Genomic DNA, 15,528 nt, shown 5'->3' with positions numbered 1-15,528 from the left:
TCTAGAGAGGGACCGAACTACTGCCGATAGGCGGTCCCGAATACACCGATAATCTGTATTCGATCCCGTATTCGTCGATCTTTCGATAGTCGAACGGTGGTACCGGACACGTCGATCACTGCGTGAGTTCGAACGGCGGCTCCGTCTCGGCGGGGAGTGGGTTCTCGTACTCGCCCACCTCGCGTTCGAACTCCTCGCGTGCGGCGGCGAGTCGGTCTTCGTCGGTCAGCAGATCCAGCGTCGACCCGGCAAGCAGTTTCGCGACGGAGGGGAGTGCAGTCCGGCCGAAGTCGCCGTTCGCCACCACGGCCTGCCAGGAGTGCGCCGGCGTCCCCAGCGCCCAGGTCGTCGCACGGAACTGTGCGGTGGGAGTGATCTGGCTCACTTCGCCGACGTCGGTCGAGCCGCCACCCGGATCACCCTCGTCGAAGGCGTCCATCGGTTCACCGTACAGTGCGGTACCGGCGGCAGCCTCGTCGTGTGGCGGTTCGAACTCCGACAGTCGGTCGTCGATCGCGCCTTCCGGGAACGTCTCTTGGAGGCTGGCGGCGAGTTCGTGCTCCGCTTCGTCGAACTCGATCGGCCCGATTTCGGCCATGTTCTCCCGGAACGTGTCGGCGACGACCGAGTTGGAGACGAGTCGGTGGACTCCCGTGTAGTAGCGTTCGCTAACGGTCGTTCGACTCATCGTCGCCGCGCCGTCGGCGATCTCCCGCAGCCAGGCGGTCACGCGTTCGACCCCCTCGCGTGTCGGTGCGCGAACGAAGTACCAGACCGACGCCTCCGCGGGGACGACGTTCGGCGCGTCGCCGCCCTCCTGGACGTTGTAGTGGACCCGCACTGCCTCGGGAACGTGCTCGCGCATGTACTCCACGCCCGTGTTGAGCAGTTGGACGGCGTCAAGCGCGCTTCGGCCGGATTCGGGCGACGCTGCGGCGTGGGCGCTCTCCCCCTCGAAGGTGAACGACAGCGAGTCGAGCGCGAGCGAACTCCCCCGCTGGGGTGCGGTGTGGTCGCTGGGGTGCCACGTGACGGCGGCAGCGAGATCGTCGAAGACGCCGTCGCGAGCCATGAACGTCTTCCCGACCAGCGTCTCCTCGGCCGGGCAGCCGTAGAACCGGAGTTCCCCCGCTGCATCGCCGCGATCAAGCGCCCGGGCGACCGCGATCGCGGCGCCGACGCCTGCCGTTCCGAACAGGTTGTGCCCGCAGCCGTGTCCTGGCCCACCGGCGTCGATCGGCTCTCGCTCCGCGCTGACTGCCTGTGAGAGCCCCGGAAGCGCGTCGTACTCCCCGAGAACGCCGATCGACGGCCCGTCGCCTGACTCGTAGCTGGCGACGAAAGCCGTCGGCATGTCGCCGACGCCGGCCTCGATCTCGAACCCGGCCTCGGCGAGTGCCCCCCGGAGCAGCCGGCTCGCTCGCTCCTCGTGGAGACCCAGCTCCGGGTGTTCCCAGAGATCGACCGCGAGCTCGTCCATCCGCTCGGATAGATCGTCGACGTCGTCGAACAGGCGTCGTTTCACGCCCCGAGCGCGGGGTGGCGTGGGCTTAACTCCTCGCCCGCGACGCGCGTGACGGCTGCGGATCAAATAAATCGTATACCGCGATATCGAACGTACCCGGGCCAGTCCAGGTTCGGGAGCGGCCCCTGTTCCCCGACTGCCTTGATCGTTCGTCTCCTCGAACCCCGGGAAGCTAACCTCTCGGGCGCCGAACCGACGTCCATGTCTGAAAACGAACCCGTCGAGGAGGATCGTCGCTCGGTACGGATCATCGGCGCGCCGACGGACTACGGACAGGACCGGCGGGGCGTGGATATGGGCCCCTCGGCCATCCGCTACGGCGGGCTGAGCCAGGGACTCTCCGAGGCCGACGTGGACAGCGAGGACGCCGGGGATCTGCTCGTGCCACGCGCGGAGGAACGGGACGCGGAGTACCGCACACCCACCGAGGGGAAAGCTCGCTTCCTCCGTGAGACGGAGGAGGTCTGCTCCCGGTTGTCCAACGAGGTGCAGGAGTCGCTCGCGGACGGCCACACGCCGCTCGTGCTGGGCGGGGATCACTCGATCGCGATCGGGACGATCTCGGGATCGGCTGCGGACGCCGAGATCGGCGCCATCTGGTTCGACGCCCACGGCGACCTGAACACGCCGACGACGTCGCCGTCGGGGAACGTCCACGGGATGCCGCTGGCGGCGCTGTTGGGTGTGAAGGAGTGGGTCGGCGTCGACTGGGCGAACGCGCCGTCACTCTCGCCGGCGAACGTCGCGATCGTCGGCCTCCGGTCGCTCGACGATCCGGAACGCGAGATTCTGCGGAACAGCGAGATCAGCGCGTTCACGATGTCGGATATCGACGAACACGGACTGGACGACGTGGTCGAGAAGGCGCGCGCAGTCGCCGGCGACGGCACCGACGGCTACCACGTCAGCCTGGATCTGGACTGGCTCGACCCGACGATCGCGCCAGGCGTCGGGACGCCGGTCCGGGGCGGCGTCGACTACCGCGAGGCCCACCACGCGATGGAGCAGGTCGCGGAGGACGGCGGGATGCGCTCGATGGAGCTGGTCGAAGTCAACCCCACGCTCGATCAACACAACGAGACTGCCGAACTCGCGGTCGAACTCGCGGCCAGCGCGTTCGGCAAGCGCATCCTCTGAGTGTTCACGTTCGTGTACTTCTCGTAACGATCGTAGGGCAACGTTTACACTCCCGTGATCATACTCTCCGGGCATGTCCGAGACCGTGCTGGTGATCGGCGGGGGTGGCCGCGAGCACGCGATCGTGCGCGCGCTGGCGCCCGACGCCGAGGTGTACGCGCTGGCGAGCAACCGAAACCCCGGGATCACGGCGCTCGCGACCGGGATCGAGACGGCCGAGGAGACGGACACCGACGCCGTCGTCGCGTACGCTCGGGAGGTCGGTGCTGACGCAGCCGTGGTCGGTCCGGAGTCGGCGCTGGCGGCGGGCGTCGCCGACACGCTGGCCGACGCGGGCGTGTTCACGTTCGGCCCGACCGCCGAGGCGGCCCGGATCGAGACGGACAAAGCGTACCAGCGGGAGTTCATGGCCGAAAACGACATCCCGGGCACTCCCGAGTTCGAGACGTTCGACGACGCCGACGCGGCGGCCGACTACGTCGAGTCCGTGGGGGAGGACGTGGCGGTCAAACCGACCGGTCTCACTGGGGGCAAAGGCGTCCGTGTCACCGGCGAGCAGGTCAGCCACGTCGAGGCGGCCGACTACGTCCGAGGGAGCGACCACGACGAGTGGGTGATCGAGGAGCGACTCGTCGGCGAGGAGTTCACCGTCCAGGCGTTCGTCCACGACGGCGAGGTCCGGCCGACGCCCGCCGTCCAGGACCACAAGCGCGCCTACGAGGGTGACGAGGGGCCGAACACCGGCGGGATGGGGAGTTACAGCGACGCGGGCCCGGCACTCCCGTTCATGACACAGGCGGAGTACCACGACGCCGTCGACGTGCTCGAAGCGACCGTCGACGCGCTCCCCGAGTACACGGGCGTGTTGTACGGGCAGTTCATGCTGACCGCCGCGGGGCCGAAGGTGGTGGAGTTCAACGCCCGATTCGGCGACCCCGAGGCGATGAACACGCTCCCCGTGATGGAGACGCCGCTGCTCGACGTGATCACGGCTGCACGGGACGGCGACCGGCTCCCGGAGCCGCGCTTCGAGAACCGCGCGACCGTCTGCAAGTACGCCGTACCGGCGGGCTACCCGACCGACCCTGACTCCGGTGCCGAGATCGAGGTCGACGAGTCGACCGTCGAGGCGGCCGCCGAGGCGGGCGACGGCGACGCGTTGCTGTTCTACGCCTCGGTCGACGCGCGCGAGGACGGACTGTTCACCACGACCTCGCGGTCGTTCGCGGTCGTGGGCGTCGCCGACGACATCCCGACGGCGGAGGCGATCGCGGCCGACGCCCTGGATGCGGCAGGTGATGGACTTCGCGTGCGCGAGGACGTCGGTACCGAAGAACTGGTACAGTCCCGAGTCGAGCACATGGCGTCGCTCCGGGACTGACGGCGGGAGAACGGCGCGGCGTTACTCGAACTGCTGGACGACTTCGAGGTCGCGGTCGGTGCGCATGAACTGCGCGAGGCGGCGGGTCGCGTGGCAGTCGGGGCAGCTGAGGTTCTCGTCGGTTCCGGGGAGATCCGTCGGGTTCGACTCCCATTCCTTGTTACACTCCGGACACAGTAGACGGACGAACGCTTCGACCATGCCCCAGCGTGGGACCCGACGGCCGATAAAGCTTATCGCAGAACAGCCCCCGATCGCCGGTTCAGGCGGGGTGGGTTAGGTTCGCCATCAGTTGGCGGATGTTCGGCCCCTCCTCGTCCTGCCGTTCCTGCGGGAAGATCCCCATCGGGACGACGACGTCGGACTCGTGGTTGAAGTTCGCGATCAGGAGAAACACCGGTACCTGGTTCCCGTCGACGGTGACGGTCGCCGAGAACTTCGTGACCGTTCGGGCGGAGCCGAGTATGTCGACCTGTTCAGTGCTCTCCTCTCCGAGCCCGTCCATCGTGTCGAACCGGTTCTGGAACTGCTCGGCGATCTCTTTGGCGTCCATGTCCGAGATCGGGTTGAACGACTGTCCGGCCACTTCGACCTGCGGGGAGGTGAACGCTGCGAACACGCCAACGTCGGAACTCCCGCCCAGCAGCGAGAGCTGGACCTCCTTTCGGTACTCGGTCACCGTGTTGGTCACGTTCACTTCCTGTCCGGCGAACGTCCGAGTCATCGTCGGCTCGCGCTGGCCGGTCTGTTCGTACCCCGTATCCCCAGTGTCGGTCGTCGCGTACTCGGCGCTGAAGCTGGTCGATCCGCTACAGCCCGCCAGCCCGGCGAGCCCTGCGACTGTCAACGTTCCCACTGCTCGACGCGATAGCTTCATACGAACCCGTTTCACGAGATACGTATAAGCCTCGTGGCCGTTTGATAAGGGAATTGATACGCAGTCAGTGGTGAGTAGAGTGTGGATACCGGCTGCCTCAGCTCCCGGGGAGGATATCCCCGAGCGCGCCTCCGATCGACATGCCGACGAAACAGACTGTCGTCTGACAGAGCGCGACCCAGGGGTCGGTCCAGTCGACGCGACCCCACGCGGTCATCATCGAGAACGCGGTCAGCGCGGCGATGGTGAGCAGGCCGAGCGGACGGCGCGGGATCACGCCGAGGATCGGGTCGACCACCCGGACGTCCTGGATCTCGGCCACGTACAGCAGGCCGGCCACGATCCCGACGCCCGCGAGTAGCGTCCCCACGAAGTAGATCGGGTGGGTCGCGAGATACTCCCCCGCTTCGAGCGTCCCGCCCTCGATCGCCATTGGGATCCCGAACACCACGCTCCCGACCAGTGCCTCGGCGGCGTCGTGACGGTCGAACCCCTTGATGACGCGGCCGAACACCGGCTCGGGGTCGTCGATACGCCTGGCCATCCGGATGCTCTCGCGCACTCGGGACTGGGTATCCTGATCCTCGTCGGCGACCGCCAGTTCGAGCGCCTCGAGTTCGTCGAGCAGGTCGTCGACGTCCGGCTCCTCGTCCATCTCCTCGGCAGCCATCCGGCTCAGCACCCCCTCTGTTCGGTTCGGTCCGGGACGCCCCGACTCGCCCCGACGGCGTTGCTCGTCATGCCTCGGAACGCGGCGGCACCGAAGGTAAGCGTTTGGCTGACAGGCGAGGCCGCGGATCGCGTGGGGTGTCTCGCGCTCCCGCCCCGTCTCCCACGCGGTCGTTCTCAGGTCACGCGGGGGAGTGGTTCCATCATCGTACTTGAGTGATCGGACCAGGGTTCAAGGGCGAAGACGCGACCACGTCCGACATGCCTAAACTGGCCGCCACCCACCCTCCGGTAGTGAGTTGGCGCGACCTGTTCGGCCACCCCGAACCCTACCCCGAGCAGCATGACGGGATCGAGGCGGCCGTCTCGGCCGCCGACGGCGGCGGATTCCTCGCGCTGGAGGGCGCCTGCGGCACCGGGAAGACGATGCTCGCGCTCTCGGCGGGGCTCTCCCGCGTGCGCGACCCGGACTCGGAGTTCGAGCGCGTGCTCGTCCTCACGAGCGTCAAGCAGCAGCTGCGCCAGTTCGAGGCGGACCTCCGGACGATCAACGAGAACCTCCCCGACGAGTACGATCCCGTCTCGGGACTGACGCTGGTGGGGAAGGCCGACGTCTGCCCGTACGCTCGCGAGAACCGCGGAGGTGTCGACGACGAGAACGTCTACGACCGTTGTGAAGGGCTCCGGGAGCGTACCCGGAACCTCACCGCCGACGGCGGGCCGACGACCGCCGACGCGCTGGCGAGTGGGGCCCGCAGCCAGCAGGTCGGCATCGCCGACTCGGGCAGCGGCGGCGCCGACTACCTGGAGACAGCCGGCGAGCCGACACCGTACCGCCCGGACACCGAGGAGTACGGCACCGGAACGGGGAGCACGGAGTACTGCCCGTTCTACGCCCAGTACCTCGCCGACCTCCCGGAGGACGGCGACCCCGCCGAAGCGGTCCCGTTCGACTTCACCGACCGCGGGCTGATCGACACGGAGGAACTGGTGGGGCTCGCTGCCGGCCACGGCACCTGCCCACACTCGGTGATGGGCGCGATCCTCGGCCACGTCGAGGTCGTTATCGGGAACTACTACCACGCGTTCGACCCGACGACGTCGGGGCAGTTCACCGGCGCGCTCGTCGACGACTCGACGTTCGTTGTCTGTGACGAGGCACATATGCTCGAACCGCGAGTGCGTGATCTGGTGAGCGACGGCGTGGGGGATCGGACGCTTCGGGACGCGGTCTCGGAGTTGACGCGCGTCGTGCAGGCCGTCGAGTTCGACGACGACAGCACTCCTTCCACGGGGAACGAGGATGCCGACCTCGTGCGTGGCGAACTCAAGGAGAGCGACGTAAAACTGGACGAACTTCGGAATTTGCGAGATTTCTGCGAATCGCTCCGCGAGGAGCTCGACCGCCGGGTGAAAGCCCACCTCGACAGCGAACGCCCGGGCTGGCGGGCGGAACTGAACGATCTCGACGACGCCGAACTCCCGCTGCGTGACCCCGAGACCCCCCAGCCCGACGAGATCACCGAGTGGGCGGAGCGGGAGGGGTTCGGCGAGGCGGTCTGGGCCCGCGCCGAGGTGGTGGGTGCCGTCGTCGCCCGGATCCTGAACGAGGTGGAGGACGAGGACGCCTCCCGCGCCGTGACGCCGGTCGGTCGAGTGTTGAACGCGTGGTACCGCGAGGACCACGAGTCGTTCTTCCGCGAGATCGAACTCGAGCGCACGTGGGACGAGAGCGAGCGGCCGGACTCGTGGCGCCGGGCGTACAACGCGCAGCTCTCGCTGCACAACTGCGTCCCCAGCGAGGCCATCGGCGACCGCCTCGCGGAGTTCGGCGGCGGCGTGTTGATGTCCGCGACGCTCGAACCACTGGACGTGTTCCGGGAGGTGACGGGGCTGAACCACCTCGAGCGCGAGGGACGCCCCGTCGTCACCCGGAGCTACGGGCTGGGGTTTCCGGAGGAGAACCGCGCCTCTTTCGCCGTCGACGCACCGAAGTTCACGTACGACAACCGGGGGGCGCCGGGGGAGGAGAACGAGTGTCGCCGGATGCACGTCGACGCCGCCGCGACGGTCGCACAGTCGCCCGGGAACGTGCTCGTCGGGATGCCCAGCTACGGCGAGGCCGAGTGGATGGCCGGCGAGCTCGAGGACCGCCTCGAGAAGCCAATCCTGCTCGATAGCTCCTCCGCGGACGAGGTGACGCAGGAACTGAAAGCCGAGTTCTTCCGCGGGGACCCGAAGGTGCTGGTGACGAGCATCCGCGGGACGCTGACCGAGGGCGTCGACTACCAGGGTGACCGGCTCTCGGCGGCGGTCGTCTGCGGCGTGCCGATCATCAACACCGCTTCGCCCCGGACCAGAGCGGTTCGGACGGCGTACGATCGGGAGTTCGGGGATGGGTTCGAGACAGCGTTGACGGTGCCAGCCGTTCGCAAGGCGCGACAGGCCATCGGCCGCGTGATCCGCGGCCCCGAGGAAGTCGGCGTCCGCGCGCTCGTCGACGCCCGCTACGCGCGGGCGTCCTGGAACTCGGTTCGGGAGTACCTCCCCGAGTCCGAACGCGAGGAGTTCCAGCCCGTCTCGCCGGACATGCTGGAACTGGGTGTCGAGCGGTTCTGGGACCGGCACCGCTGACCGGCAGCTTTCACTCCGCGGACAGAAATGCCGTTCTGGGAACGCTTTTGTCGGACGGGGAGAACTGTCAGACGATGCCAGACACGGGCCCCGACTTCCTCGAACGACTCGCGAGCCTTCCCAGCTTCCAGCACGCCGTCGCCGCCCCCGGAGGCGACCGCGTGGCGCTGTACTACGACGTAACCGGACGCAACGAACTCCACGTCCTCGACGTGGAGAGCGGCGACCTGCGCCAGATCAGCGACGGCGAGGTGCCGCGTAACGCCCGTTGGCACGTCGACTGGAGCGCGGACGGCGACTGGGTGTACTTCCACGACGACGAGGGCGGCAACGAGCAGAACGACGTCTATCGCATCGGCGTCCGGGGCGAGCGTGAGGGCGAGGTCGAACAGCTCACCGACCTCGACGGGCAGACCGCACTGGTCGACGTGGCTGACGACGGTGAGACGCTCCTCCTGGGGTCGAACCGCGACGGCCAGATGAACCTCTTCGCGTACGACCTGCCTTCCGGCGAGGTGTCGAAGCTCACGGAGTACGACCGCGCGACCGCCAGCGGTGGCTTCTCGCCGGGCGTGGATCGGCTGGCGTACGCAACGAACGAAGCCGACGACTACAACAATCAGGACGTGTACGTCGCCGACGTTGACGAGAATCTTCGATTCTCGTCTGCCAATCAGAAATCTCCGATTTCTGATGATGTTGACGAGACGCGAAGCGTCTCGTTAGCCAATCAGGACTCTGCGAGTCCTGATGACGCCGACGGCTCGAACCCGCGGAACCTCGAAATCGGCGAGGTCGGCGCCGAAGCCGGCTTCGCGGACTGGGGCCCCGACGGCGAGCGCCTGCTGGTCTCGGACAACACCGAGAACTTCTCGCGCTGTGGCGTCTACGACCTGGAGACGGACGAAGTGGAGTGGTTCGGCGACCTGGACGCCGAGGAGAGCCCGGTCGCGTTCACCCCCGACGGCGAGCGGTTCCTCGCGCTCCGGACTCGGGACGCCGCCGTCGTGCCGCTGGTGTACGACCTCGAGACCGGGAAGGGCCGCGAACTCGACGTCCCCGAGGGCGTCGCCGCGTTCTCCGGCGCGCGTGCGCCGATCCTCGACGGCGATCGCGTGCTCGTGCGCCACACCACTACCGACAGCCGCCCGGACCTGCTGGCTCACGACCTCGAGTCCGGTGAAACCGAGACCCTGCTGGCCGCCGACTACGGCGAGTTCGACCCCGGCCGCTTCGTCGACGCCGACTACTTCACGTTCGAGAGCCACGACGGCCTCGAGATCGGCGCGCTGCTGTACGACTCCGGCGAGCGGCCGTCGCCGCTGGTGGTCAACCCCCACGGCGGCCCCCGCGCCGCGGACTACAAGTCGTTCGACATGTACACCCAGTTCCTGCTCTCCAGGGGCTACTCGGTGCTGAAGGTGAACTACCGGGGCTCCACGGGCCGCGGCCGGGAGTTCGTCGAGCGCCTCTACGACGACTGGGGCGGCGGCGAGCAGGCGGACATCGCCGAGGCGGTCCGCCACGTCACCGCGGAGGAGTGGATCGACGAGGACCGCGTCGTCGTGTTCGGCGGCTCCTACGGCGGCTACTCGGCGTACTGGCAGATGGTCCAGTACCCAGAGCTGTACGCGGCGGGGATCGCGTGGATCGGCGTGACCGACCTGGAGGACATGTTCGAGAACACGATGCCCCACTTCCGGACCGAACTCATGGAGAAGTACCTCGGGACGCCCGAGGAGAACCCCGAGCTCTACCGCGAGCGCTCGCCGGTCACCCACGTCGAGAACCTCGCGGCGCCGCTGCTGATGGTCCACGGCGTCAACGACCGCCGCGTCCCCGTCTCGCAGGCCCGGATCTTCCGGGACGCGCTGGAGGAAGCCGGGTTCGAGGAGGGTGAGGGGGAGACGCCCGCGGCGTCTCCGGGAGGGAGCGAAGCCGCCGGGGATTACGAGTACGTGGAACTCGGCGAGGAGGGTCACGCCTCCTCGGATATCGACCAGAAGATCCGGATGCTGCGCACGCTGGACGACTTCCTCAAGCGCCGGCTGCCCGAGGCGACGACCGCGCCCGCGGAGTAGCTAGCGCTCCTCGGCCGCCGCCGCCTCGTCGTCGCCGTTCCGAGCGGTGACCGTCGTCGCCGACACGCCGTCGCCCTCGTGATCGAGCGTCGACGCCGCGGCGATCAGGAACCCGAGCATCGCCGCCAGCAGCACGATCGCGCCGATCGCACCGACGGCGACCACCGAGATCTCCGGCGAGAGAACCTCGCTCGCGGTGAACACGAACACTGTCGCCGCGGCGGCGAGCACGACGCCGATGCGGAGGAACCGCTCCCACGCGATCTCCTCGAACAGCCCCGGCCCGAGTTCGACCGCCTCCTCCGGGGCCGGCTCGGGCGCCCCCGCAACCGTGTGCCCCAGCGCGTGGATCGACTGCGCGATCCAGAGGCCGGCGGTGAAGTTGAGGAAGGCGACGAACGAAACCACCCCGACCTGGCCGGGGAGCAGGAACGCCGAGGCCAGCGCTGCCAGGAACGAGGCAGCCATCAGCCCGTAGACGAGGCGTGATCGGGTACGGAAGTCGCGCAGCCCTCCGAGGACGTCGTACATGCCACCGAATAGGCGGTTCTTCGACATGAATTGTTCGAGCGGTGACAGTATCCGGTACACAAACGTCCCCATCCGGAACTATTTATATCCGCCAATCGACGCGGGATGGTGTATGTCCACAAGTGACAGCAACGGCGGGATGATCGAACGCATCGGGTTCCGGATGTCCGAGATCGTCGAGCGGTGGATGCCGAGCCCGTTCGTGTTCGCCATTCTGCTCACGTACATCGTGTTCGTCGCAGGATTGGTGAACGGATCGAGCCCCGTCGACCTGCTCCAGTACTGGTACGACGGGTTCTGGGCGTTCCTTGCCTTCTCGATGCAGATGGTGCTGATCCTGATGACCGGGTTCGTGATCGCCTACCACCCGCGGGTGAACAGCCTGCTCCAGCGGCTCGCCCGAGTGCCGGCGACCGGCGCACAGGCCGCGGCGTTCGTAGGGCTGATCTCGATGTCGCTCGCCTGGATTCACTGGGGGTTCAGCCTCATCATGGGCGCTATCTTCGCCCGCGAGATGGGGAAGGCCGCCCACGAGGAGGACATCGACGTCCACTACCCGCTGCTCGCGGTCGGGGGGTACATGGGGCTCGGGCTGACGTGGCACTGGGGGCTCTCCGCGTCGGCGCCGCTGCAGCTGACCGACGCGGGTAACATCGGTGAGGGGACCGGGTTCGGCTTCCTCGAGTCGACGGTGCCGGCGGCCGAGACCATCTTCCACCCTTACGCGATCACGCTCACGATCCTCTCGATCATCTTCGGGACCATCGTGCTCTACGTGCTCGCCCCCTCGGGTGAGCGCGCGAAGGGGATCACCGAGTACGTCGACGAGGAGGAGCTGTTCGACGACGACGACGCGGCCGACAGCGACGTCGCCGAGGCCGCGACCGAGGAGGAGCTGTCGGCCGAGACGGGCAAGACGCCTGCCGAGCGCCTGAACAACAGCCGCGTGCTCGGCGGGCTGATCGCGCTGTCGGGCGTGGTGATCCTGGCGCTGCAGTTCCTCCAGAACGGGATGGGCGCGTTCACGCTCAACGCCGTCAACTTCGGCTTCCTGATGGCCGGTCTCCTGATCTACCAGCGCCCGGCGTACTACCGCGAGCGGTTCAACGACGCCGCCGGCGCCGCCGCGGGCATCGTGCTGCTGTTCCCCTTCTTCGCCGGCATCCAGGGGATCATGAGCGGCGCGGGGCTGGCGACGCTGCTCGCGGAGGCGCTGCTCAGCGTCTCTACCGCCGCGACCTACCCTGTGGTCGCGTGGATCACGGGCGCGATCGCGAACCTGTTCGTCCCCTCCGGCGGCGGCGAGTGGCTGGTCGTCGGCCCCTCGGTGCTGCAGGCCGCACAGGATCTCGGCGTTCCCTACGGGCAGGCGACGATCGCCTACGCGGTCGGCGACGCCCACACGAACCTGCTGAACCCGTTCTGGGCGCTGCCGCTGCTGGCGATCACCGGCGTGAAAGCGCGAGAGATGTTCGGCTACGCGATCGCGATGCTGCTGGCGCTGATCCCGTTCCTCGCGATCGTGCTGTGGGCGGTGCCGTACTAATCACGGCTGCGGCCAGTTCTCTCTGGCCGTTCTCCCCTTCGCCATGGTCGAACGCCCGCCGTCGACTGGTGGCGGGATACTGTTACCGAACGAGAGGGTACGTACCGAAATGATCCATATATATGTGTAGAATCGACTGATAATAGCCAGTTTTATACAAGAACATTGCTGAATGTCAGCTACGTTGACGGTTCCGTACGGACCGTCGACGGTATCCTGAGCGGTCGTGGCGACCAGTTCGGGGAGACACCAATGAAACGGCGTAACCTACTCATCGGGTTCGGTGCGGCGGCGGGAACGAGCATGGCTCTCGGATCGGGCGCGTTCTCGACTGTCGAGGCGAATCGGCGGGCGGAGATCAACGTCGCCGGCGACGCGGGCGGCTACCTGTCGCTCCGGCCGGGCGACCAGCACGGGGAGTACGTCGACCAGAGCGGCGGCGAGGTCGTCCTCGATTTCGGCGACAACGGGAACGGCTCCGGGGTCACGACCGGGTCGACGTACACGTTCGACGGGACGCTCCGGCTGCAGAACCAGGGGACGAACCCGGCGTACATCTGGACGACTGCGGAGGCTGCGGCGTTCGAAGACGACGCGTTCTACCTCTACGTCGACGGCGACCGGTCGACGCCGTTCTCGGAGGCGAACGCGATCCAGGTCGACGTGGGCGACTCCCTCTCGCTGGGTGTGTATCTCGACACGAGCGAGGTTTCGACCGACAGCTACGACGCGGACCTGACGATCCACGGGGCCGAGGAGCGACCGACGGGTGGCGAGGACGAGGAGGACGACTCCGAAGACGGGGAGTCCGCACCGGAGGAGCCGATTGACTCGCTGGTGTTCGACTCGACGGCGAGCCAACTGAATGCGGATGAGGAGCCGCTGACTGACGAGTCGCTGGTCGCAGTCTGGACGGCCGAGACGGCGACTAACGAAGACCAGGACGGCAACGGAGACGCCGTGTTCTACCCCGACGACGCCGACATCCCGCTGGTCAGCAGCGACGGCGGCGTCGTCGGCTTCGGCGCCCCGATCGTCCAGAACGGCACTGAGTTCGGCAGCGGCAACGAGGAGTTCGTGCTGAACGTCCTCGACGCGGAGGCCGACGGACCGGCGGTGGCGTTCGACGACGGCCACGGCCAGTTCTACGACAGCAACAGCTTCTCGCAGTTCCTCGGCTACGCGGGGTCCAACGGATACGAGACCGACGCAACGACCGACCTCACGGGTGCGCTGCCCGACGCCGACGCGGCGATCATTACCTCGCCGTCAGACGCATTCACGCAGCCGGAACTCGACGCGCTCGGGTCGTTCGTCGACGACGGCGGCGCGCTACTCCTGTTCGACCAGTCTGACTTCGATAACTTCGATGCGACGGACAACCTCAACGAGATCGCGTCGTCGTTGGGGCTCGGTTTCCGGTTCAACGACGATCAGGTAATCGACGAGCAGAACAACGACGGGATCGGGTACGTCCCGACGACCGATCGCTTCAACGCGGACGCGTTCGACTACTTCGCCGACCGAACCGGGATCGTGCCGCCCGACTTGGAGAAAGGCCAGCAGTACGAGGTAGACGTTGTCTCGGTCACCGACGGCGACACCGCGGACGTGCGATTCGCCAACGGTTACGTCGATGAGGTCCGGATTCTCGGCGTCGACACCCCCGAGACCGGCAGCACGGAGGAACGAATCGAGGAGTTCGAGGGGATCACCGACGGCGAGACCCTGCGGGACGAAGCCGACGCCGCCTCGGCGTACGCAGAGGACCTGCTGGCCGACGAGACGGTCACGCTCTCGTTCGACGACAACGAGCCGCTCCGCGGGAACTACGGGCGCGTGCTCGGCTACCTCGAACTCCCGAACGGCGACGTGTACAACGAACGCCTGATCGAGGACGGGTACGCGCGCCTCTACTCCTCGGGCTTCGGCGAGCACGACGCCTACTGGGACCACGAGCGGGCCGCGCGCGACGCCGGCCAGAACCTCTGGTCAATCTCGGACCCGAGCGCGGTGCCCGAATCCGACGACTCGGCGGTCGACTCGCTGTTCTTCCCGGAACCGGTCGCGGTCTCCGGAGGCACGACCGTCGTCTCCTCCGAGGGCGACGACCCGCTCGTCGCGCTCGACGACGACGCCGGCGTCGCCGTCCTCGGCGGCCCGATCGTCGACGAAGGGTTCGAGTCGGGCGAGGGCGGCCCCGGCATCGACGGCTACGGCCAGTACCCGTTCCTGACCAACGTGATCGACCGTCTCGCGGGCGGCATCGACGGCCGGGTGCTGATCGACGGCGGGCACGGCCAGTTCAACGCCGGCTTCTCGATCGCCGCCGAGGACGCCGCCTACTACCAGCGCTACCTCGAAGGCCAGTCCACGGCCGCGCTCGACTCGATCGCGTTCCAGCCCACTAACGACCTGCTGGACGACAACGGGCCCGCGCTGCTCGACGGCGACGACCGGGCCGCGAGCGCGCTCGTCGTCTCGACGCCGACGGACGAACTCTCCGCGGACGAGCGCGACCGGATCGCGACGTTCGCGGACGCCGGCGGCGCGGTCGTTCTCCTGGGGAGCGCCGCCGACACCGACGCGCTGGGCAACTTCGACCCGCTGCTCGCCGATCTCGACGCCGACGTCGGCTTCACGACGACGGCGGTCACCGACGCGGACAGCAACCTCGGCGGCGCGAGCAACCCGGCGACCTCGAACTTCGCCGGCGGGACCGAGCTGTTCACGCCGTTCTCGGCGTCGACCGACGGTGGGAACGACGACGGCGCGACTCCGAGCGTCGAGATAACCGAACTCGACGACAGTGCCGAGTACGTCCTGATCGAGAACACTGGCTCCTCCCCGGTCGACGTCGGTGGCTGGACGCTCTCCGACGAGACGAGTAAAACGTTCACTTTCCCGTCGTCGACGCTTGCTGCGGGCGAGACCGCCGTCGTCACGACGAACCAGACCGGCGCGAACGAGGCACCTGCCGCCGACTACTCGTTCAACTGGGACGAAGGGTACGTCTGGAACGGTGATGGCGACACGGCGACGCTCGTCGACGCCGACGGCGAGACGGTCGACAGTTACAGCTACTGACGGCCCGCTGGTTCCCGGGGCGGCTCGGCCCCGAACCGTTTTCTTTTCGGCGGGATAGCT

Annotated in this window: 11 protein-coding genes; 6 read left to right on the top strand and 5 right to left on the bottom strand. The window is 67.7% G+C overall.

Features of this window, described 5'->3' with window-relative positions:
* Positions 1-115 precede the first annotated feature (115 nt).
* Positions 116-1,480: an amidohydrolase gene (locus tag B4589_RS03690; protein ID WP_079235157.1), complete on the bottom strand. Its 1,365-nt coding sequence runs from the start codon at positions 1,478-1,480 to the stop codon at positions 116-118.
* A 246-nt stretch (positions 1,481-1,726) separates the two neighbouring features.
* Between B4589_RS03690 and rocF the strand changes: the two genes are divergently transcribed.
* Both rocF and purD read left to right on the top strand, forming a co-directional pair.
* On the top strand, positions 1,727-2,662 hold the full coding sequence (gene rocF / locus B4589_RS03685; RefSeq protein WP_079233004.1) for an arginase: 936 nt from the start codon (positions 1,727-1,729) through the stop codon (positions 2,660-2,662).
* Between the two features lie 73 nt (positions 2,663-2,735).
* Positions 2,736-4,043 carry a phosphoribosylamine--glycine ligase gene (gene purD / locus B4589_RS03680; protein ID WP_079233003.1) on the top strand — a complete coding sequence of 436 codons (1,308 nt, stop codon included), beginning with the start codon at positions 2,736-2,738 and terminating at the stop codon, positions 4,041-4,043.
* Between the two features lie 21 nt (positions 4,044-4,064).
* Here purD and B4589_RS03675 read toward each other — a convergent pair whose 3' ends face one another.
* The 3 genes from B4589_RS03675 to B4589_RS03665 form a co-directional block, all read right to left on the bottom strand.
* Complete coding sequence (locus B4589_RS03675; protein WP_079233002.1) at positions 4,065-4,244, bottom strand: hypothetical protein; 180 nt, start codon at positions 4,242-4,244, stop codon at positions 4,065-4,067.
* Between the two features lie 61 nt (positions 4,245-4,305).
* On the bottom strand, positions 4,306-4,920 hold the full coding sequence (locus B4589_RS03670; RefSeq protein ID WP_143414259.1) for a DUF6517 family protein: 615 nt from the start codon (positions 4,918-4,920) through the stop codon (positions 4,306-4,308).
* Positions 4,921-5,017: 97 nt separating this feature from the next.
* Positions 5,018-5,590: a DUF2391 domain-containing protein gene (locus B4589_RS03665; RefSeq protein WP_079233000.1), complete on the bottom strand. Its 573-nt coding sequence runs from the start codon at positions 5,588-5,590 to the stop codon at positions 5,018-5,020.
* 260 nt (positions 5,591-5,850) lie between these two features.
* On the opposite strand from B4589_RS03665, the gene B4589_RS03660 reads away from it, so the two are divergent.
* Both B4589_RS03660 and B4589_RS03655 read left to right on the top strand, forming a co-directional pair.
* Entirely contained in the window at positions 5,851-8,223 is a 2,373-nt protein-coding gene (locus tag B4589_RS03660) for an ATP-dependent DNA helicase (RefSeq protein ID WP_079235156.1), read from the top strand.
* Between the two features lie 74 nt (positions 8,224-8,297).
* The gene (locus tag B4589_RS03655) at positions 8,298-10,304 is read left to right on the top strand and encodes a S9 family peptidase (RefSeq protein WP_079232999.1); all 2,007 of its coding nucleotides are present in this window, start codon (positions 8,298-8,300) and stop codon (positions 10,302-10,304) included.
* Here the strand turns inward: B4589_RS03655 and B4589_RS03650 are convergent, their stop codons facing one another.
* Positions 10,305-10,835 (bottom strand): hypothetical protein, encoded by a 531-nt coding sequence (locus tag B4589_RS03650; protein ID WP_079232998.1) that lies wholly within the window; start codon positions 10,833-10,835, stop codon positions 10,305-10,307.
* Between the two features lie 163 nt (positions 10,836-10,998).
* Here B4589_RS03650 and B4589_RS03645 point away from each other — a divergent pair, with 163 nt between their 5' ends.
* Positions 10,999-12,381, top strand: a complete 1,383-nt coding sequence (locus B4589_RS03645; protein ID WP_255246141.1) for a short-chain fatty acid transporter — start codon at positions 10,999-11,001, stop codon at positions 12,379-12,381.
* A gap of 252 nt (positions 12,382-12,633) precedes the next feature.
* Positions 12,634-15,468, top strand: coding sequence for a lamin tail domain-containing protein (locus B4589_RS03640; protein ID WP_079235155.1), 2,835 nt, complete (start codon positions 12,634-12,636; stop codon positions 15,466-15,468).
* Positions 15,469-15,528 lie beyond the last annotated feature (60 nt).

It is taken from the genome of Halolamina sp. CBA1230 (assembly GCF_002025255.2).
GTDB lineage: Archaea > Halobacteriota > Halobacteria > Halobacteriales > Haloferacaceae > Halolamina.
The sequence above is the reverse complement of the archived record's forward strand: the minus strand, read 5'-3'. Positions and strand labels throughout refer to the sequence as shown.

Coding starts and splice junctions, on each gene's coding strand:
- B4589_RS03690 (WP_079235157.1), bottom strand. CDS start 1,480: ATGGACGAGCTCGCGGTCGATCTCTGGGAACACCCGGAGCTGGGTCTC.
- rocF (WP_079233004.1), top strand. CDS start 1,727: ATGTCTGAAAACGAACCCGTCGAGGAGGATCGTCGCTCGGTACGGATC.
- purD (WP_079233003.1), top strand. CDS start 2,736: ATGTCCGAGACCGTGCTGGTGATCGGCGGGGGTGGCCGCGAGCACGCG.
- B4589_RS03675 (WP_079233002.1), bottom strand. CDS start 4,244: ATGGTCGAAGCGTTCGTCCGTCTACTGTGTCCGGAGTGTAACAAGGAA.
- B4589_RS03670 (WP_143414259.1), bottom strand. CDS start 4,920: ATGAAGCTATCGCGTCGAGCAGTGGGAACGTTGACAGTCGCAGGGCTC.
- B4589_RS03665 (WP_079233000.1), bottom strand. CDS start 5,590: ATGGCTGCCGAGGAGATGGACGAGGAGCCGGACGTCGACGACCTGCTC.
- B4589_RS03660 (WP_079235156.1), top strand. CDS start 5,851: ATGCCTAAACTGGCCGCCACCCACCCTCCGGTAGTGAGTTGGCGCGAC.
- B4589_RS03655 (WP_079232999.1), top strand. CDS start 8,298: ATGCCAGACACGGGCCCCGACTTCCTCGAACGACTCGCGAGCCTTCCC.
- B4589_RS03650 (WP_079232998.1), bottom strand. CDS start 10,835: ATGTACGACGTCCTCGGAGGGCTGCGCGACTTCCGTACCCGATCACGC.
- B4589_RS03645 (WP_255246141.1), top strand. CDS start 10,999: ATGTCCGAGATCGTCGAGCGGTGGATGCCGAGCCCGTTCGTGTTCGCC.
- B4589_RS03640 (WP_079235155.1), top strand. CDS start 12,634: ATGAAACGGCGTAACCTACTCATCGGGTTCGGTGCGGCGGCGGGAACG.